Genomic DNA, 18,933 nt, shown 5'->3' with positions numbered 1-18,933 from the left:
GGGATGTAATTTTGAGCCTGTTTCAATATCGATTACCCGAATTACATAATATGCTGAATAACAAAGAGGTGTCGGTGAGTGAGCTGACCGAAGAATCCTTGTCAGCCATTGCCCGGCGGGATGGAGACATCCATGCCTTTTTGACCTTGAATGAAGAGGGAGCGCGTGCGACTGCCCGGGCTTTGGATGATAAGCTGGCATCTGGAGGAGAACGCGGATTGTTATTTGGGCTTCCTGCCGGAATTAAAGACAACATTGTGACCAAGGGACTGCGCACCACCTGCGCCAGTCAGTTTCTGACCAATTACCAGCCAATTTATGATGCTACGGTTGCCGCCAAGCTCCGCCAGGCAGACGCCGTAACCATTGGAAAGCTGAATATGGACGAGTTCGCCATGGGCGGATCCAACGAGAATTCCAGCTTTGGACCGGTCCGCAATCCATGGGATTTGGAACGTGTTCCGGGAGGTTCCAGCGGCGGTTCTGCGGCGAGCGTAGCTGCAGGCGAAGTATTCTTTTCGCTCGGCTCCGATACAGGCGGTTCTATCCGTCAGCCTGCTTCCTATTGCGGTGTGGTCGGCCTGAAGCCAACCTATGGTCTTGTATCCCGTTACGGGCTGGTGGCCTTTGCGTCTTCCCTTGACCAGATCGGTCCCCTTACCCGTAATGTAGAGGATTCAGCCTATGTGCTGCAAGCCATTGCCGGCTACGACGCCCAGGACTCTACTTCGGCCAAGGTGGACATTCCTGATTATTTAAGTGCGCTCACCGGCGACGTCTCAGGACTTCGCATTGCTGTGCCGAAGGAATATCTGGGTGAAGGCGTTGATGCCAGTGTGCGTGATGCGGTACTGTCTGGCCTTAAAGTGCTGGAAGGGCTCGGCGCCGTGTGGGAAGAGGTATCCCTGCCGCATACAGAATATGCAGTGGCGGCCTACTATTTACTTTCCTCGTCAGAGGCTTCTTCCAATCTTGCACGGTTCGACGGCGTCCGTTACGGTAAGCGTGTAGATGAAGGCGGAGGCTTGCTTGACCTTTATCTTAACTCCCGCAGCCGCGGATTTGGTCCGGAGGTTAAGCGTCGGATTATGCTGGGAACCTATTCACTGAGTTCAGGGTATTACGATGCCTATTATTTAAAAGCGCAGAAGGTGCGCACCCTGATCAAGCAGGATTTTGATGAAGTATTTAAGAACTACGATGTTGTAATCGGGCCGACTGCGCCAACGACGGCATTTAAGCTTGGTTCGCAGACCGAAGATCCGCTGACGATGTATTTGAACGATATTCTTACCATTCCGGTAAGTCTTGCCGGTATCCCTGCCGTCAGCATTCCTTGCGGTTTCGCTGAAGGTCTGCCTGTAGGCATGCAGATTATCGGTAAGGAATTTGATGAGCAAACAGTGCTGCGCGTAGCGCATGCCTTTGAACAAAATACAGAACATCATAAGCAGCGTCCACAGCTGTAATATCTTCCAAAAAGGAGGGGAATGGGTTACTATGTCATCTAAATATGAAACGGTCATCGGACTTGAGGTTCACGTTGAGCTTCACACACAGTCCAAAATCTTCTGCGGCTGCTCCACAGAATTCGGCGCTCCGCCCAATACGCACACTTGTCCTGTGTGTCTGGGCCATCCCGGCGTGCTCCCGGTTCTGAACCGGCAGGCGGTGGAATACGCGATGAAAGCAGCGATGGCACTGAATTGCACGATAGGCGATGTCAGTAAATTCGACCGCAAAAACTATTTTTATCCCGATTCGCCAAAAGCTTACCAGATCTCGCAGTTCGATCAGCCTATCGGCTTGAACGGCTGGATTGATATCGAAGTGGACGGGGAGACCAAACGGATCGGAATCACCCGCCTCCATTTGGAGGAGGATGCCGGTAAACTGACCCACGTAGACGGAGGTTTTGCTTCACTCGTTGACTTTAACCGGGTAGGAACACCTCTTATTGAAATCGTGTCTGAACCGGATTTAAGATCACCGGAAGAAGCGCGTGCTTATCTGGAGAAGATTCGGGCGATTATGCAATACTGCGATGTGTCCGATGTGAAAATGGAAGAGGGCTCCATGCGCTGTGATGCCAATATCAGTCTCCGGCCGATAGGCCAGCAGGAATTTGGGATCCGGGCGGAGCTCAAGAATATGAACTCCTTCCGCGGTGTGCTCCGCGGCCTTGAATATGAACAATACCGGCAAGGTGAAATACTGGATGACGGCGGTATTGTTGTTCAGGAGACGCGCCGGTGGGATGAAGCCGGGGGCAAGACCTTGTCTATGCGCGGCAAGGAAGAAGCGCATGATTACCGTTATTTCCCTGATCCGGATCTGATCGTGCTGAATATTAGCGATGCCTGGAAGGAGTCGATCCGGGCCACTATACCTGAGCTTCCCGATGCGCGGCAGGCCCGCTATAGCCAAGAGTTCGGTCTTACCGTTTACGATGCGGGTGTAATTACTTCCTCTATGCTGCTGGCTGATTTTTTTGAAGGAGCCCTAAGCTATACCAAGGACGCCAAAGCTGTAGCCAACTGGATCATGGGGGACCTGCTCGCCTATTTAAATGGGAACAATTTGGAATTATCTGAGGTAAAGATAACGCCGCAAGGTTTGGGCGAGATGATTGGCCTGATTGCCGGCGGAACCATCAGCAGCAAAATTGCCAAAACCGTCTTCAAGGAAATGCTGGAGAGCGGCAAGCTGCCTGCAGTCATCGTAGAAGAGAAGGGTCTGGTACAGATCAGCGATGAAGGGGCTATCAAAGGAATCGTTGAGGCGGTCGTAGCTGCGAACCCGCAATCCGTAGAGGATTACAAAGCAGGCAAGCAGAAAGCGATAGGCTTCCTTGTAGGACAGGTTATGAAGGAAAGCAAGGGGAAAGCGAATCCGGGTCTTGCCAACAAGCTGCTGGCAGAAGTACTGGATCGTTAGATTTTTTTTATTGGGTAATATAATGGAGTGACATAAATTAAGGGCTTGTCGACATCGGCAGGCCCTTCTCGGTCTATAAGGGGATTAGTAGAATGAATGGGATTATCAAGCTAAACCTGCTGGACGATAGCACGATTGATGAACTATGGAGTCTTCAGCATAAAGCTTACCGGCTTGAAGCGGAGCTGATAGGCTTTCATGATATTCCTCCATTAATGGAGACTAGGGACATGCTGCGCCGCAGTGTGGAGATTTTTTATGGTTGTCTGAGTGAGGATGGTGAACTGTTGGGGGCTGTGGCTACAGCAGAAGAATCACCCGGGAAGCTTACGATTACACGGATGATGATCGACCCGGAGCATTTTCGCAAAGGAATCGCCGGCAGGCTGTTGAATTATGTATTTGATCGTTATAACAGAATGGAACAATTTATCGTATCTACAGGGAAGCTGAATCATCCGGCAGTCTCTTTATATACCAAGTACGGTTTTATTGCAGCCGGGATAGAGGAAGTAGCGCCTGGTGTTGAACTTGTTGAGTTTCACCGAAGGGAGGAGACCCCAAAAGATGGACGAGACTGAAATGCATGAAGTTATTCCTCCACGTCCCAAGCACCGCCGTCCCCAAAAACATAAATTTGTTGCCGGGCTGCTGGCGGTACTTATTCCCGGAACCGGACATTTGTATTTGGGGCTTCTCCGCAAGGGAATTTCACTGATTTTTATTATCCTGCTCGATATCGCGGCTTTGCTGTATTTTTCGTCAATCGGCATGCAGATTAATGTACCGCTGCTTATTATATTGGCGCTATTCATTCCGGTAGTTTATTTTTACAACGTATTCGATGTGCTGCAAACCTCTGACCGGATTCTTCGTAATCGTGTGAGCGTAGGAGGGGAGCAGGAACCTGACTCTGATTCCGATAAAGCTTCTCCGGTTTCCAAACGTCGTTCTTTCGTCAGCGAACCGGGTATTTCGTTTGGCCTTTTACTGCTCTTTGGTGGAGTGTTACTTTTTCTTTTTCGCCAAAAGCCGGCCTGGCTGCGGTTATTTATTGAGCATGATGCAGGAATAGCGGTCGCGATAGCGCTAATCTGTGGGGGCGTGCTTATGGGAGCGCGGGAGATTTACCAAGGAATAGCCCGGCGGCGGGGAACCGGAAGCAGCAAACGGCGCATTGGAAGATACACGGCTGCTGCACTGCTAATAGGCGCAGGAATTCCGCTATTACTGGACTGGAAAAATAATACCGAATATATGCTGCTCTTGCTCAGATGGTGGCCTGCCATTCCTGTGCTATGGGGTATAGAGTACTTGCTAATTTTTTATTTTGCCCGCAGGGCAGGTTCTGCTTCTTCTTTTACAGGGAGTAGGTTTCGTCTCGATTTACGGGGTTTGCTGTCCGCTATGCTCCTGGCGGCCTGCGTATTTATCGTGGCTGAACAAGAGCATTATTTACACTTATGGAACCGGGTTAATCTGAATCTGACTGCAGCGGCCGTGGAATATGGGGAAGCGAAAGGAAGCAGCTTTAAGAAATCCCCTTTAATCGTACCGGTTGAACTGGACTCGGCCAAAATATCCATTGATGCGATCAACGGTGATATTTTGTTGCACAGGGCTCCTGTGGAGGATATTGAGATTGTGACTACCGTATGGGTGGATCAGCTGGAAGGGGTTATGGCAGAGGCGATAGCGGAGCAATCGTTCCTTGAGGTTACTGAAGACACGAATATTAAAATCACCCCTAAAGGTAAGGCTTTTGGAGATTCAGGCAAACGTCAGCCGCGGATGGATATGGATATTTTTCTGCCGGAAGACCGTCGTTTTAATCTGGCGGTACGGACAATGAACGGCGGAATTACGCTGCAAAATGTCGAAGCAATCCAGGATATCTCACTTGAAACCGGAAATGGACAGCTTATACTGTACCGTGTACTGGGGGATGTTAAAGGGAAGACGCTTAACGGGGTTGTCCGGACCAGAGAAGTGCAAGGCAGTGTGGATCTGACCACTAACGGCGGAGATATGAATGCCTGGGATGTGACGGGGCCATTGAAGCTGGCAACTGCTGTTGGCAATGTGAGTGCTGTTAATAGTAGGGACTTGGTTGATATTTCCAGTAAAAATGGAAATTTGACGGTCACCGAGGCGCGAATGAAGGTACACGCAGAATCTCTCAATGGCGGTATCGATGTTCGCTCAACGAGTATCGGCGGAAATTGGGATATATACAGTGCCGTTGGAGATATCAAACTTTACTTACCCTTGGAGGGTGATTACACCGTGGAGGGTTCCAGTGGATATGGTGATATCCTATCGGATATTCCAGGACTGTTTATTGATAAAAAGACTCTCTCCGGAGAAGTGGGTACTGGTGAATTCAAGCTGCATGTAGAAGGAAATAGCAACTTAAATGTGAGAAAATATTGAAATAAGTAATTTTTATTATATAATAATAAATATAATGTAAAGACCGCGTTGACAATATTGAAAGCCTGGTCTTACTATTATAAATAGAAGTTCTAATATGTTTTACCAAGGGCGGTGACATTGATGGGTAGTGGCGTACAGCACGCATTGGAACAACTGAAGACAACCGGCGTCCGTATTACGCCCCAGCGTCATGCTATATTAACTTATTTAATGGAAGCTATGAATCATCCTACAGCAGACGATATATACCGGGCACTGGAGCCGAAGTTTCCTAGCATGAGCGTGGCAACGGTGTATAATAACTTGAAAATGTTCATGGAAGCCGGTATGGTTCGCGAACTGACCTATGGCGATAATTCCAGCCGCTTCGATGCCAATGTATCGGACCATTATCATGTCATCTGCCAAGTATGCGGAAAGATTGAAGATTTCAGTTATCCTTCTCTTCATGAGGTGGAACACCGGGCCGAGCAGGCTACGGGCTTCAAGATCAAGGGACTGCGGATGGAGCTTTACGGAGTTTGCAAAAGCTGCAGTTGAAAGCAGCTTTGAAATAAAGAACCGAATAGGCTTTAGGAGTTTGAACAACGTGCTGAATCCGTAACTGGAGGACTCACGTTTTATTTTTATGAAGGATTATCGTAGTTCAAAATCAGCAATCATACGGAGGATTAATCTTGGACAGAAGACAGAGACAAAGGCGCGTACAAAAGCGCGGAGGTCTTTTTCGCCGCCTGTTGGGACTTTTTATTATTGCGGCCGCAGCTTATTGGGTCGTTTTTTATGTAATGCCGAACCGCCTTCACGTTGAGCCCGACTGGAAAAGTATAGACAAGCCTATTTTCGTCAAAGGACAGCTTACCGGTTTTTCTGCCTCAGGGACAGGAGAGAATCTGTTATTGCCTTTGCCGTTCCTGCAGGAATATGTGGATTCATCGATCAGGTATGAGGCTGAGAGTAAGTCTGTTATTTTATCGACAGCCAGTGAGCTTCTGTACATGCAGGCAGATACAACCAAAGCGAGCCTGAATAACAAACCGATCCAGCTCCGGCTGGCTCCCGAGGAAAAGGGTGAACTAACCTACCTTCCAGCAGAAACGCTGAAGGACTTATACGGATTTGAGCTGCAAGAGGATGCGGAGACTGGAGCCGTTCAGTTAATGACCTCCGGTGAGACAGTGCCCTTGGGCAAAGTTAAGGGAGAGAAGGGCGGTTCAAATATTGCTCTTCGTCAAGAAGCGACCATTCATGCTCCTATAGTTGCCGACATGCCGCCTGGAACCATTGTGAAGATCTGGGATGACAATGAGGACTGGATATATGTGCAGATGAGCAATGGGTACACAGGCTTTGTCCGGGACGGAGATATTATTTCTGATGGTCAAAAAACAGTTAAACCACAGCCGGCAGCATCCACACGCGCGGAGCGAAGCTGGAGCGGCAAGCCTGTTAACCTGGTCTGGGAAGCCGTATATGAGCGAAAGCCAAATCCGGATTCGATCGGGAAGCTGCCTGGTATCAATGTGGTTAGCCCCACCTGGTTCAGAATTGTAGATGGCGAAGGGAATGTGCGCTGTCAGGCCGACAGTGGTTATGTGCAGTGGGCCCACAAGCAGGGGATGGAGGTATGGGGCCTGCTCAGCAACAGCTTTGAGGCAGACATGACAACTGCGGCGTTGTCGACTTATGAGAAGCGGATGCGGACAATCGTCCAAATGCTTGAGTATAGCGACTTATATAATCTGGATGGCATCAATATAGATTTTGAAAATGTATATACGAAGGATGGCGAGAATGTTACGCAATTTATGCGGGAACTAAAGCCGATGGCTCAGGCCAGGAATCTGATCGTATCTATAGATGTAACGCCGAAATCGAACAGCGAAATGTGGTCATTGTTTTTGGACCGGCGAGCACTTGGAGCAATAGCTGATTTTATCATTGTTATGGCATACGATGAGCACTGGGCGTCAAGCCCTACGGCTGGCTCTGTGGCCTCATTGCCCTGGGTAGAGAATTCAATAACCCGTATCATTGAGGAGGACGACGTACCGCCTGAGAAGATCATATTGGGCATTCCTTTATATACGCGTATCTGGTCTGAGACCAAGTCGGATGGAGAGATCAAAGTAAGCTCCAAAGCCGTAAGCATGGACGCCGTTGCCGAGATTATTAGCTCAAAGAAGCTGAAACCAAAATTCGAACAAGCATCAGGACAGAACTACGTAGAATATAAGGAAGACGGGATTCCCCGCAAAATATGGATAGAAGACAAGTTGTCGCTGAAGGCGAGAGTGGATCTGGCCAAGTCCTCCGGACTTGGAGGGATAGCCTCTTGGAACCGCAGCTTTGCCAATCAGGCGGCGTGGAAAGCGCTGAAGGAAATTCACCAATAACTAAGGAAAAAAGGGTCCCGTTTGTTTCGGGAGCCCTTTTTTTAAATATAAGGATAAAGTATAAGTTTCACTCTATACTTTATCCTTATATTTCTCCGAGAAACGGGTGCCGTCCCTATAAGGACGGCGAAGCCGTTTCTTCTTGGGTGGTAATAAGATTATTGCTTAAGCTGTTGACTTTCAAGCTGCTCTGCCGTGATATTTGCCTGTTCCGGGTCCATAGTCAGGATGGTATGGCAAAACATACAGCGGTCCGTCTTGCCGAGCATTTTGGTCAGCTTGTGACATTCCGGACAATCCACCTGCACTGCACTCGTGGACAGCATGCCTGCCCAGAAATATATAGCTAAACTGGCCATCATTGATACCAACCCGATAATAAGTCCGAACGCAGCCGCAATCTTTCCGGCATGTCCCCAAAATACAATCCCTGCTGTCCCGAGTATCATGAGCCCCATGCCGAGCATTGTGAGCAGCAATCCCCATGTGCGAAAAGCATTAATTTTGGCAGATTTAAAAATCATGAGTATTTGCTCCTAACTTCAATATAGTTCGGTCGTCCAGAAGGAACTAACAATGAATATGTAGAATTATATTATAACTGAATTATAGCTGAACTGACGCAAAAACGCCATATTTGATGGAGGGAAGCATGGAACTGTCCGATTTGACATTGATGAGTGGAGAAACATTTGATGAGAGTGTCCTTGGAGTGGTCACTTTGCGGCAGCAGGGGAACAGTCCCTTTCAAAGCGCACTGCTCCATGATTACGATATGGTTGTATTAATGCTGCATGATGAACTGGAGAAGGAACGAATCATTCGTCATACCATAGCCGGGGAGATGCGCACCCAGACGCTGCATGTTGGTTTCCAAGCTCTGGAACGGGCGGTAAGTGCCGGAGATAATAATGAGCTTGTTACAAGTTTGCTGAAAGGCGAAGTAGTCTGGGATCCACAGGGGATGCTGGAGGGTTTGCGCCGCACCATACTTCAATTTGACCAGCCTCTCCGGGAACGTGTACTGTTTATGGAGTTCGCACGCTTTTTACATATGTACGTGAAATCCAAACGGTATATCGCAGCAGGCTGCATTATGGATGCATATAATTGTATATTGATTTCCTTGTACCATTGGGCGCGTATCGAAGTAAGTGAGGGTGGCAGATTCCCGGAGCCGGCAGTGTGGGATCAGCTGAAAAGCCAGAATACGGCGGTTTATAAATTATATGAAGAGTTAACAATCAGCACTGAAACACTTGAGCAAAGAGTGCAGCTTGTGCTGCTGGCTTGTGAATTTGCAATTATGTCGAAGATGGCGGATTGCTGCATTATACTATTGACCATTCTGGATAGCCGCAAGGAACCATGGAGTATAGAGGAACTGCTGAAGAGTCCTGGCCTGAGCCATTTGGAAGCTGAGATGCCACTTGTTTTGAGTAGGCTGGTATCCCGATCATTGATCAGGGAGATAACCTCTTGGGCAGATGCTAATGCAGTAGGTGGTCATGCTATCCGTTATACAATATAAAAAGAAAATAAACTGTAATTTTTGGAGAGGCAGATGCGCTCTCTTTTTTTGTTATCTTGATAACAGGGGGAGGATATTTAACGGCAATATTTATGGTTGACTCATCCCTTGTTAATGTGATAAATTATAACTCGTCCCTCTGAAGAGTAAGTTCACTCAGAAGCGTTTGAAAAACAACCAAGAAAATTAAGTTGAAAAAAAAGTTGACTAAAATGAGGGCGTCGTGATATATTATAAAGGTCGCTGCTGAGACATTGCATGCGACAAACAAGAACTTGATCTTTGAAAACTGAACAACGAGTGAGTGGGATTTTACGAAAGTGAAATCCAAAAAAATGAGAATGTAAATTCTCGTCAGATGTTTCAAAATGAGCTGTCGCTCTTTTCAATATCTTTTCGGATGTTTATTTTCTCGGAGTGATTCGGGGGAGTAGACGCTCGAAAAAAACTAATTGGAGAGTTTGATCCTGGCTCAGGACGAACGCTGGCGGCATGCCTAATACATGCAAGTCGAGCGGAGCAAAAGCTTTCCTTCGGGAAAGCCGATGTTTAGCGGCGGACGGGTGAGTAACACGTAGGCAACCTGCCCCTTAGCCTGGGATAACTACCGGAAACGGTAGCTAATACCGGATAATTTCTTTGTTCTCCTGAAGAGAGAATGAAAGACGGAGCAATCTGTCACTGAGGGATGGGCCTGCGGCGCATTAGCTAGTTGGTGAGGTAACGGCTCACCAAGGCGACGATGCGTAGCCGACCTGAGAGGGTGAACGGCCACACTGGGACTGAGACACGGCCCAGACTCCTACGGGAGGCAGCAGTAGGGAATCTTCCGCAATGGGCGAAAGCCTGACGGAGCAATGCCGCGTGAGTGATGAAGGTTTTCGGATCGTAAAGCTCTGTTGCCAGGGAAGAACGTCTCATAGAGTAACTGCTATGAGAGTGACGGTACCTGAGAAGAAAGCCCCGGCTAACTACGTGCCAGCAGCCGCGGTAATACGTAGGGGGCAAGCGTTGTCCAGAATTATTGGGCGTAAAGCGCGCGCAGGCGGCTATTTAAGTCTGGTGTTTAAACCTTGGGCTCAACCTGAGGTCGCACTGGAAACTGGGTGGCTTGAGTACAGAAGAGGAAAGTGGAATTCCACGTGTAGCGGTGAAATGCGTAGATATGTGGAGGAACACCAGTGGCGAAGGCGACTTTCTGGGCTGTAACTGACGCTGAGGCGCGAAAGCGTGGGGAGCAAACAGGATTAGATACCCTGGTAGTCCACGCCGTAAACGATGAGTGCTAGGTGTTAGGGGTTTCGATACCCTTGGTGCCGAAGTTAACACAGTAAGCACTCCGCCTGGGGAGTACGGTCGCAAGACTGAAACTCAAAGGAATTGACGGGGACCCGCACAAGCAGTGGAGTATGTGGTTTAATTCGAAGCAACGCGAAGAACCTTACCAGGTCTTGACATCTGGGTGAAAACACTAGAGATAGTGTCCCTCTTCGGAGCACCCAAGACAGGTGGTGCATGGTTGTCGTCAGCTCGTGTCGTGAGATGTTGGGTTAAGTCCCGCAACGAGCGCAACCCTTATGCTTAGTTGCCAGCACGTAATGGTGGGCACTCTAAGCAGACTGCCGGTGACAAACCGGAGGAAGGTGGGGATGACGTCAAATCATCATGCCCCTTATGACCTGGGCTACACACGTACTACAATGGCCGGTACAACGGGAAGCGAAACCGCGAGGTGGAGCCAATCCCAGCAAAGCCGGTCTCAGTTCGGATTGCAGGCTGCAACTCGCCTGCATGAAGTCGGAATTGCTAGTAATCGCGGATCAGCATGCCGCGGTGAATACGTTCCCGGGTCTTGTACACACCGCCCGTCACACCACGAGAGTTTACAACACCCGAAGTCGGTGGGGTAACCCGCAAGGGAGCCAGCCGCCGAAGGTGGGGTAGATGATTGGGGTGAAGTCGTAACAAGGTAGCCGTATCGGAAGGTGCGGCTGGATCACCTCCTTTCTATGGAGAATCGTCACCTGCAATGGTGACATTCAAATACGAAGCGCAGGCTTCTATAAGAACCTTTAGGTTCAAGCTTAGGCTTTCGAAGCAGCTTTGCTTCGCAAAGCTTTTAACTCACTCGTTGCTCAGTTTTGAGAGTTTAAGCTCTCAAACGTACCATCTAGTCTGGAATTTTGATCGGCACAGTCGTGCTCGACCCAAAAATCCACAAACTTGATCCTTGAAAACTGGATACCGAAACGAATTTGCGTTTTAGAACATCTTTTAGCACACTTGTGCAAACAAGTGAATGTTATTAGTTGATACGATTGCTTCTTAATGGAGTGTCGAAGATTGACTTTCTTCTTCGGAAGAGAATCAATGTCCGATATTTTTCCTACGGAAAAAATCGAGGTTAAGCTAATAAGAGCACACGGAGGATGCCTAGGCGCCAGGAGCCGACGAAGGACGTGGCGAACAACGAAACTGCCTCGGGGAGCTGTAAGCAAGCTTTGATCCGGGGGTGTCCGAATGGGGAAACCCAGCTGTGGTAATTCGCAGTTACTTCTCTCTGAACACATAGGAGAGATAGAGGCAGACCAGGGGAACTGAAACATCTAAGTACCCTGAGGAAGAGAAAACAATAGTGATTCCGTCAGTAGCGGCGAGCGAACGCGGAACAGCCTAAACTTGGGCGATTTATCGCCTGGGGGTTGTGGGACGTCTCACATGGAGTTACAAAGGAATCTGGTAGGTGAAGAGGTCTGGAAAGGCCCGCTACACAAGGTAAAAGCCCTGTAACCTAAACTGTGTTCTCTCCGAGACGGATCCCGAGTAGTGCGGGGCACGTGAAACCCCGTATGAATCCAGCAGGACCATCTGCTAAGGCTAAATACTACCTGGCGACCGATAGTGAAACAGTACCGTGAGGGAAAGGTGAAAAGCACCCCGGAAGGGGAGTGAAATAGAACCTGAAACCGTGTGCTTACAAAAAGTCAGAGCCCTGTTTATGGGTGATGGCGTGCCTTTTGTAGAATGAACCGGCGAGTTACGTTTAACATGCAAGGTTAAGGTGAGAAGCCGGAGCCGCAGCGAAAGCGAGTCTGAATAGGGCGACATAGTATGTGGACGTAGACCCGAAACCGTGTGATCTACCCCTGTCCAGGGTGAAGGTGCGGTAACACGCACTGGAGGCCCGAACCCACGCATGTTGAAAAATGCGGGGATGAGGTGGGGGTAGCGGAGAAATTCCAATCGAACTCGGAGATAGCTGGTTCTCCCCGAAATAGCTTTAGGGCTAGCCTCGGCACAAGAGTAATGGAGGTAGAGCACTGATTGGTTGCGGGGCCCGCAAGGGTTACCAAGATCAGTCAAACTCCGAATGCCATCTATTTATTGCCGGGAGTCAGACAGTGAGTGCTAAGATCCATTGTCAAAAGGGAAACAGCCCAGACCATCAGCTAAGGTCCCCAAGTGTGTGTTAAGTGGGAAAGGATGTGGAGTTGCACAGACAACCAGGATGTTGGCTTAGAAGCAGCCACCATTGAAAGAGTGCGTAATAGCTCACTGGTCGAGTGACTCTGCGCCGAAAATGTAACGGGGCTAAACACACCACCGAAGCTATGGCTAGATACGTATGTATCTGGGGTAGGGGAGCGTTGTATGTGGGTTGAAGGTGTACCGTAAGGAGCGCTGGACAGCATACAAGTGAGAATGCCGGTATGAGTAACGAAAAGATCAGTGAGAATCTGATCCGCCGAAAGCCCAAGGTTTCCTGAGGAAGGCTCGTCCGCTCAGGGTAAGTCGGGACCTAAGGCGAGGCCGAAAGGCGTAGTCGAAGGACAACAGTTTGAAATTACTGTACCACCGTAATCCGCTATGAGCGATGGGGTGACGCAGGAGGGTAGTGACGCGGACTGATGGATGTCCGTCTAAGCAGTGAGGCTGATGTGTAGGCAAATCCGCACATCGTTAAGGCCAGGCTGTGATGGGGAGCGAAAATTAAAGTAGCGAAGGTCATGATCTCACACTGCCAAGAAAAGCCTCTAGCCAGGAGAAGGTGCCCGTACCGCAAACCGACACAGGTAGGCGAGAAGAGAATTCTAAGGCGCGCGGAAGAACTCTCGTTAAGGAACTCGGCAAAATGACCCCGTAACTTCGGGAGAAGGGGTGCCCCGGTAGTGTGAATAGCACGAGGGGGCCGCAGTGAAAAGGCCCAAGCGACTGTTTAGCAAAAACACAGGTCTGTGCGAAGCCGCAAGGCGAAGTATACGGGCTGACGCCTGCCCGGTGCTGGAAGGTTAAGGGGAGCGGTTAGGGGTTAAACCCGAAGCTGTGAACCGAAGCCCCAGTAAACGGCGGCCGTAACTATAACGGTCCTAAGGTAGCGAAATTCCTTGTCAGGTAAATTCTGACCCGCACGAATGGCGTAACGACTTGGGCGCTGTCTCAACGAGAGATCCGGTGAAATTTTAATACCTGTGAAGATGCAGGTTACCCGCGACAAGACGGAAAGACCCCATGGAGCTTTACTGCAGCTTGATATTGAATTTGGGTACGATCTGTACAGGATAGGTGGGAGCCAGGGAAGCAGGAGCGCAAGCTTCTGCAGAGGCGACGTTGGGATACCACCCTGATCGTATCTAGGTTCTAACCTGGTACCCTAATCGGGTACGGGGACCGTGTCAGGCGGGCAGTTTGACTGGGGCGGTCGCCTCCTAAAGAGTAACGGAGGCGTTCCAAGGTTCCCTCAGAATGGTTGGAAATCATTCGAAGAGTGCAAAGGCATAAGGGAGCTTGACTGCGAGACCAACAAGTCGAGCAGGGACGAAAGTCGGACTTAGTGATCCGGTGGTACCGCATGGAAGGGCCATCGCTCAACGGATAAAAGCTACCCTGGGGATAACAGGCTTATCTCCCCCAAGAGTCCACATCGACGGGGAGGTTTGGCACCTCGATGTCGGCTCATCGCATCCTGGGGCTGAAGTAGGTCCCAAGGGTTGGGCTGTTCGCCCATTAAAGCGGTACGCGAGCTGGGTTCAGAACGTCGTGAGACAGTTCGGTCCCTATCTGTCGTGGGCGCAGGAAATTTGAGAGGAGCTGTCCTTAGTACGAGAGGACCGGGATGGACGTACCGCTGGTGCATCAGTTGTTCCGCCAGGAGCATGGCTGAGTAGCTACGTACGGACGGGATAAGCGCTGAAAGCATCTAAGCGTGAAGCCCCCCTCAAGATGAGATTTCCCAACACGTAAGACCCCTTGAAGACGACGAGGTAGATAGGTTGGAGGTGGAAGTGCAGCAATGCATGGAGCTGACCAATACTAATCGGTCGAGGGCTTATCCAATATCTAATCGCGCAAATTCGTTTCGGATTCAGTTTTCAGGCGACTCAAGCCTGGAATGTATATTCCCTGATAGCTCAGTTGGTAGAGCACTCGACTGTTAATCGAGTTGTCACAGGTTCGAGTCCTGTTCGGGGAGCCATTTGGAGAGGTGTCCGAGTTTGGCCGAAGGAGCACGATTGGAAATCGTGTAGGCGCCACAAGCGTCTCGAGGGTTCGAATCCCTCTCTCTCCGCCACAAATTTTCTAGTAGTTTGGCCCGTTGGTCAAGGGGTTAAGACACCTCCCTTTCACGGAGGTAACATGGGTTCGAATCCCATACGGGTCACCATTTTCTCTTGATTTTATCTAGTGAGATTTGGTACAATTACCATTGTTCGTTTATGGAGGCTTAGCTCAGCTGGGAGAGCATCTGCCTTACAAGCAGAGGGTCGGGGGTTCGAACCCCTCAGCCTCCACCATAAAAATCCCCAAAAAGTGAAGCAAATGCTTCGCAGCGGGTTCCGTATACTTTTCGGGGGCCCCACAGGGATAATATACTTTTACTGACGCGGGGTGGAGCAGCCCGGTAGCTCGTCGGGCTCATAACCCGAAGGCCGCAGGTTCAAATCCTGCCCCCGCAACCAATTAAATTTTTTGGAACCGTGGTGTAGTTGGCCTAACATGCCTGCCTGTCACGCAGGAGATCGCGGGTTCGAATCCCGTCGGTTCCGCCATTTATCACTTTATTCGTATGGCTCGGTAGCTCAGTCGGTAGAGCAGAGGACTGAAAATCCTCGTGTCGGCGGTTCGATTCCGTCCCGAGCCACCATAAGCCTTACACAAAAGAATACGCCGGTGTAGCTCAACTGGTAGAGCAACTGACTTGTAATCAGTAGGTTGGGGGTTCAAGTCCTCTCGCCGGCACCATCCTTGGAGGATTAGCGAAGTGGCCAAACGCATCAGACTGTAAATCTGCTCACGTAAGTGTTCGGTGGTTCGAATCCATCATCCTCCACCAGTTTTAGGGGCATAGTTTAAAGGTAGAACAGCGGTCTCCAAAACCGTTAGTGTGGGTTCAATTCCTGCTGCCCCTGCCAATGTGGTTTTTAAAGGTTAATATGGCGACCGTGGCGAAGGGGTTAACGCACCGGATTGTGGTTCCGGCATTCGTGGGTTCGAGACCCATCGGTCGCCCCATTTTCTTTAAAGATCTTTTGTTTCATTTGTTAGAAGTTTTAATTATTTGTAATATGGCGACCGTGGCGAAGGGGTTAACGCACCGGATTGTGGTTCCGGCATTCGTGGGTTCGAGACCCATCGGTCGCCCCATTTAACTTTTTATTTGCATGTTGTTGGGGATTAGCCAAGCGGTAAGGCAACGGACTTTGACTCCGTCATGCATAGGTTCAAATCCTATATCCCCAGCCATACAATGCGGACGTGGCTCAGCGGTAGAGCATCGCCTTGCCAAGGCGAGGGTCGCGGGTTCGATTCCCGTCGTCCGCTCCATTTTTACTTATGGCGCCATAGCCAAGTGGTAAGGCAAAGCTCTGCAAAAGCTTTATCCCCAGTTCAAATCTGGGTGGCGCCTCCATTTATTTATATTATGCCGGCGTGGCGGAATGGCAGACGCGCTCGACTCAAAATCGAGTGGGAAACCGTGGAGGTTCGAGTCCTCTCGCCGGTATAATGAAGCAAAGAGTACCTGAAATCATTTGATTTCAGGTACTCTTTTTTTACATCTGTATGAACTGAGAGGAAGCTATGAGGGACAGAACAGGTTACAGGTCAGCCTGAAGCTCCGTCAAGGTTACCTTACATGATTTGGATATATCATTTCGAAAAAAATAATGACACAGACGAGTAAATGCCTTATTATTTAAGGATAATTTTAATGAAACAGTTTTTGAATAATTATAGTACAATATGTACGTAGGTGAGGAGCCTCATTATATACGCACGAAAGGGGGTTGCGCTATCCTATCTCTTAGTCAGGTAAGCAAAAGCTACAAGATGAAGGACGGCATGTATCAGGCGGTTGACACTGTATCGCTTGAAGTCGGGGCAGGGAACATTCATGGCATCATCGGTGCAAGCGGCGCCGGGAAGTCCACACTTCTTCGGATGATCAATTTACTGGAACGGCCTGATCAAGGTACGGTTACTGTAGACGGACAACTTCTGACGGAAATGCCGGATAAGCAGCTGCGGAAGGAGCGTCAGAAGATCGGAATGATTTTTCAGCAATTTAATCTCGTAAATAACATGACTGTCAGCCGAAATGTCTCTATCCCGCTGGAGCTGGCTGGTCTGACGAAAAGTGAACGGATGAAGCGGGTGAAGGAATGTCTGAGCTTTGTCGGTTTGGAGGACAAGGTGGAGCAATATCCCGCCCAGCTTAGCGGAGGACAGCGGCAGAGGGTGGCAATCGCCCGTGCGCTTGCGAACAGCCCAAAGCTGCTGCTCTGCGATGAGCCGACTTCCTCACTTGATCCCGAGACTACTGCTGAGATACTGGATGTGCTGAAGCATGTGAATGCAAGCTTCGGCGTAACCGTTGTGATCATCACCCATGAGATGGACGTTGTCAAAAGCATATGCAGACATGTATCTGTGATGGAAAGAGGGCGGATCATTGATTCATTCTCCCGGGATGAGGGTGAATTCCGTCCTGCTGCGGGGAGCTTCGGTTCGTATCGGGATCAGATTTTCAGCAAGGCGGGGGAAGCCCATGTTTGATAGCGTCGTTAAATATCAGGCCCAAATGTGGGAGTCGATCGGCGAAACCTTTGTGATGGTGGGAATATCGGTTGGCGCTGCGCTGCTGGTGGGGCTTCCTTTGGGGACGCTGCTATTTTTTTGCCGAAAAGGCCAGATCTATGAGAACAAGCTTGTGTCACTGGTTTTGAACAGTATCGTTAACATCATCCGTTCCTTTCCTTTTCTGCTGCTTGTTGTTGCACTGATCCCCGTAACCCGCATTATAGCAGGCACGGCGATTGGCACGATGGCGGCGACGATTCCTTTGTCTATTGTGGCGATTGCTTATTATTCGCGTTTGGTTGAGCAGTCCTTGCTGGAGGTTCCAAAGGGTACTATTGAGGCCGCTCTGTCTATGGGAGCTTCGAAGCTGGAACTTACCTATAAATTTTTGTATGTAGAGGCCCGTTCGGGTCTGGTGCTCGGATTAACAACCTCTACCATAAGCTTTATTTCCTTCTCGACAGTGATGGGAGTTGTGGGCGGGGGCGGGGTTGGCGATTTTGCCATCCGTTACGGTTATCAGCGGTTTGAGACCGAGGTCATGGTGTATGCTATTCTTGTTATGATCGTGCTGGTTCAGGCCGTTCAATTCACTGGCGGTACTCTGTCTAGACTGCTGGATAAGCGATAAAGGAGTTACAACAGTTACAACAACTATTCGTAATATAAAATGGAGGTTAGCTGCACTAATGAAAAGACTAATGCTACTTGCTCTTACACTGATGGTATTAATCGTTGCAGGTTGTGGAAATAAGGAGGCATCCGGAAATGATCCTGCACAAAATAGCGGTAAGCCGACGAAGCTTAAGGTCGCGACACTGATTCCGCCGATGACAGATATTCTGGATATTGTTAAGCCGTTGCTAAAAGAGGATGGTATCGATCTTGAGGTTGTTGTGCTGTCTGACAACGTGCAGCCGAATGAGGCGCTGGCCAATAAGGAAATTGACGCTAATTTTTTTCAGCATGTTCCGTATATGGAGCAATTCAATGCCAGCAAGGGCTCCGAACTGGTAGCGGTTCAGCCTGTTTACAATGCCATATATGGCGGTTATTCCAAACGCTTTAAGAATATCGCCGATCTGCCGGATGGAGCAACGCTCGTGATGGCGAATGATCCGTCGAACATCGGCCGCTCGTTGGTCATGTTCGAAGCAGCCGGTTTGATCAAGCTGAAAGAGGGCGCAGGCATTAAGGCTACGCAGGCTGACATAGTGGAGAATCCAAGAAACTTCAAGTTCGAGGAAGTGGATCTGCTGATGCTGGCCCGTATGCTGGACGATGCTGATCTGGTGGCTATGACTCCGGCTTATGCCAGCCCGCTTGGGCTAACACCTAAGAAAGATGCGCTGATTACGGAAAGCGAGGATTCCGAATTTGCCATTACTTTCGTGGCACGCAGTGATAACAAAGACTCCGCAGCCATCAAGAAGCTAGCCGAGCGAATGAGCGGTCCTGAAGTGAAAAAGTTCCTGGAGGAAAACTACGCGGATATCGCGCTTCCTGCTTTTAAATAAACCGTTAAGATTAGAAAATAAGACTCTGTACAAAAAAAGG

Annotated in this window: 11 protein-coding genes, 16 tRNA genes and 2 rRNA genes; 28 read left to right on the top strand and 1 reads right to left on the bottom strand. The window is 49.4% G+C overall.

All coding sequences use genetic code 11. The annotated features are described in order from the left end of the window. Positions 1-11 precede the first annotated feature (11 nt). The 6 genes from gatA (at position 12) to PaeBR_RS20490 (ending at position 7,769) form a co-directional block, all read left to right on the top strand. Entirely contained in the window at positions 12-1,469 is a 1,458-nt protein-coding gene (gatA, locus tag PaeBR_RS20515) for an Asp-tRNA(Asn)/Glu-tRNA(Gln) amidotransferase subunit GatA (RefSeq protein ID WP_410512333.1), read from the top strand. 31 nt (positions 1,470-1,500) lie between these two features. After that, positions 1,501-2,937 carry an Asp-tRNA(Asn)/Glu-tRNA(Gln) amidotransferase subunit GatB gene (gene gatB, locus PaeBR_RS20510; RefSeq protein WP_410512332.1) on the top strand — a complete coding sequence of 479 codons (1,437 nt, stop codon included), beginning with the start codon at positions 1,501-1,503 and terminating at the stop codon, positions 2,935-2,937. Positions 2,938-3,029: 92 nt separating this feature from the next. Next, positions 3,030-3,518 carry a GNAT family N-acetyltransferase gene (locus PaeBR_RS20505; RefSeq protein WP_410512331.1) on the top strand — a complete coding sequence of 163 codons (489 nt, stop codon included), beginning with the start codon at positions 3,030-3,032 and terminating at the stop codon, positions 3,516-3,518. Further along, positions 3,505-5,370, top strand: a complete 1,866-nt coding sequence (locus PaeBR_RS20500; RefSeq protein ID WP_410512330.1) for a DUF4097 family beta strand repeat-containing protein — start codon at positions 3,505-3,507, stop codon at positions 5,368-5,370. Before PaeBR_RS20505 ends, PaeBR_RS20500 begins: the two co-directional genes overlap by 14 nt. Before the next feature lie 123 nt (positions 5,371-5,493). Further along, positions 5,494-5,913, top strand: a complete 420-nt coding sequence (gene perR / locus PaeBR_RS20495; RefSeq protein ID WP_410512329.1) for a peroxide-responsive transcriptional repressor PerR — start codon at positions 5,494-5,496, stop codon at positions 5,911-5,913. 137 nt (positions 5,914-6,050) lie between these two features. After that, positions 6,051-7,769, top strand: coding sequence for a glycosyl hydrolase family 18 protein (locus PaeBR_RS20490; protein ID WP_410512328.1), 1,719 nt, complete (start codon positions 6,051-6,053; stop codon positions 7,767-7,769). Positions 7,770-7,927: 158 nt separating this feature from the next. Here PaeBR_RS20490 and PaeBR_RS20485 read toward each other — a convergent pair whose 3' ends face one another. Beyond that, on the bottom strand, positions 7,928-8,293 hold the full coding sequence (locus PaeBR_RS20485; RefSeq protein ID WP_410512327.1) for a DUF2614 family zinc ribbon-containing protein: 366 nt from the start codon (positions 8,291-8,293) through the stop codon (positions 7,928-7,930). 152 nt (positions 8,294-8,445) lie between these two features. On the opposite strand from PaeBR_RS20485, the gene PaeBR_RS20480 reads away from it, so the two are divergent. The 22 genes from PaeBR_RS20480 (at position 8,446) to PaeBR_RS20375 (ending at position 18,893) form a co-directional block, all read left to right on the top strand. Continuing rightward, on the top strand, positions 8,446-9,300 hold the full coding sequence (locus tag PaeBR_RS20480) for a nucleotidyltransferase-like protein (protein WP_410512326.1): 855 nt from the start codon (positions 8,446-8,448) through the stop codon (positions 9,298-9,300). Positions 9,301-9,749: 449 nt separating this feature from the next. After that, positions 9,750-11,307 (top strand): 16S ribosomal RNA (locus tag PaeBR_RS20475). Between the two features lie 395 nt (positions 11,308-11,702). Continuing rightward, a 23S ribosomal RNA gene (locus PaeBR_RS20470) occupies positions 11,703-14,634 on the top strand. The 16S and 23S rRNA genes sit together here with 16 tRNA genes alongside, the layout of an rRNA operon. Before the next feature lie 63 nt (positions 14,635-14,697). Next, positions 14,698-14,773, top strand: a tRNA-Asn gene (locus PaeBR_RS20465). Positions 14,774-14,776: 3 nt separating this feature from the next. Beyond that, positions 14,777-14,869 (top strand) — tRNA-Ser (locus PaeBR_RS20460). 18 nt (positions 14,870-14,887) lie between these two features. Beyond that, a tRNA-Glu gene (locus PaeBR_RS20455) sits at positions 14,888-14,962 on the top strand. A gap of 54 nt (positions 14,963-15,016) precedes the next feature. Then, positions 15,017-15,092 (top strand) — tRNA-Val (locus PaeBR_RS20450). Positions 15,093-15,180: 88 nt separating this feature from the next. Further along, positions 15,181-15,257: transfer RNA gene (locus tag PaeBR_RS20445), tRNA-Met, on the top strand. A gap of 12 nt (positions 15,258-15,269) precedes the next feature. Then, positions 15,270-15,347, top strand: a tRNA-Asp gene (locus PaeBR_RS20440). Between the two features lie 19 nt (positions 15,348-15,366). Next, positions 15,367-15,442 (top strand) — tRNA-Phe (locus PaeBR_RS20435). A gap of 22 nt (positions 15,443-15,464) precedes the next feature. Next, positions 15,465-15,540, top strand: a tRNA-Thr gene (locus PaeBR_RS20430). Positions 15,541-15,545: 5 nt separating this feature from the next. After that, positions 15,546-15,631 (top strand) — tRNA-Tyr (locus tag PaeBR_RS20425). A gap of 5 nt (positions 15,632-15,636) precedes the next feature. After that, positions 15,637-15,710: transfer RNA gene (locus PaeBR_RS20420), tRNA-Trp, on the top strand. A 24-nt stretch (positions 15,711-15,734) separates the two neighbouring features. Further along, positions 15,735-15,810, top strand: a tRNA-His gene (locus PaeBR_RS20415). 56 nt (positions 15,811-15,866) lie between these two features. Next, a tRNA-His gene (locus PaeBR_RS20410) sits at positions 15,867-15,942 on the top strand. A gap of 24 nt (positions 15,943-15,966) precedes the next feature. After that, positions 15,967-16,041 (top strand) — tRNA-Gln (locus tag PaeBR_RS20405). A gap of 6 nt (positions 16,042-16,047) precedes the next feature. Beyond that, positions 16,048-16,122, top strand: a tRNA-Gly gene (locus PaeBR_RS20400). Positions 16,123-16,133: 11 nt separating this feature from the next. After that, a tRNA-Cys gene (locus PaeBR_RS20395) sits at positions 16,134-16,207 on the top strand. Positions 16,208-16,221: 14 nt separating this feature from the next. Further along, a tRNA-Leu gene (locus tag PaeBR_RS20390) sits at positions 16,222-16,300 on the top strand. A gap of 290 nt (positions 16,301-16,590) precedes the next feature. After that, positions 16,591-17,352, top strand: coding sequence for a methionine ABC transporter ATP-binding protein (locus PaeBR_RS20385; protein WP_410515259.1), 762 nt, complete (start codon positions 16,591-16,593; stop codon positions 17,350-17,352). Next, entirely contained in the window at positions 17,345-18,007 is a 663-nt protein-coding gene (locus PaeBR_RS20380) for a methionine ABC transporter permease (RefSeq protein ID WP_410512325.1), read from the top strand. The genes PaeBR_RS20385 and PaeBR_RS20380 overlap by 8 nt, the downstream gene beginning before the upstream one ends. 58 nt (positions 18,008-18,065) lie before the next feature. Next, positions 18,066-18,893 (top strand): MetQ/NlpA family ABC transporter substrate-binding protein, encoded by an 828-nt coding sequence (locus PaeBR_RS20375; protein WP_410512324.1) that lies wholly within the window; start codon positions 18,066-18,068, stop codon positions 18,891-18,893. The last annotated feature ends 40 nt before the right edge of the window (positions 18,894-18,933 follow it).

Origin of the sequence: Paenibacillus sp. BR2-3 (assembly GCF_046529485.1) — a bacterium.
GTDB lineage: Bacteria > Bacillota > Bacilli > Paenibacillales > Paenibacillaceae > Paenibacillus_AQ.
Note: the sequence above shows the minus strand (reverse complement) of the source record. Positions and strands in the feature narration are given on the sequence as shown.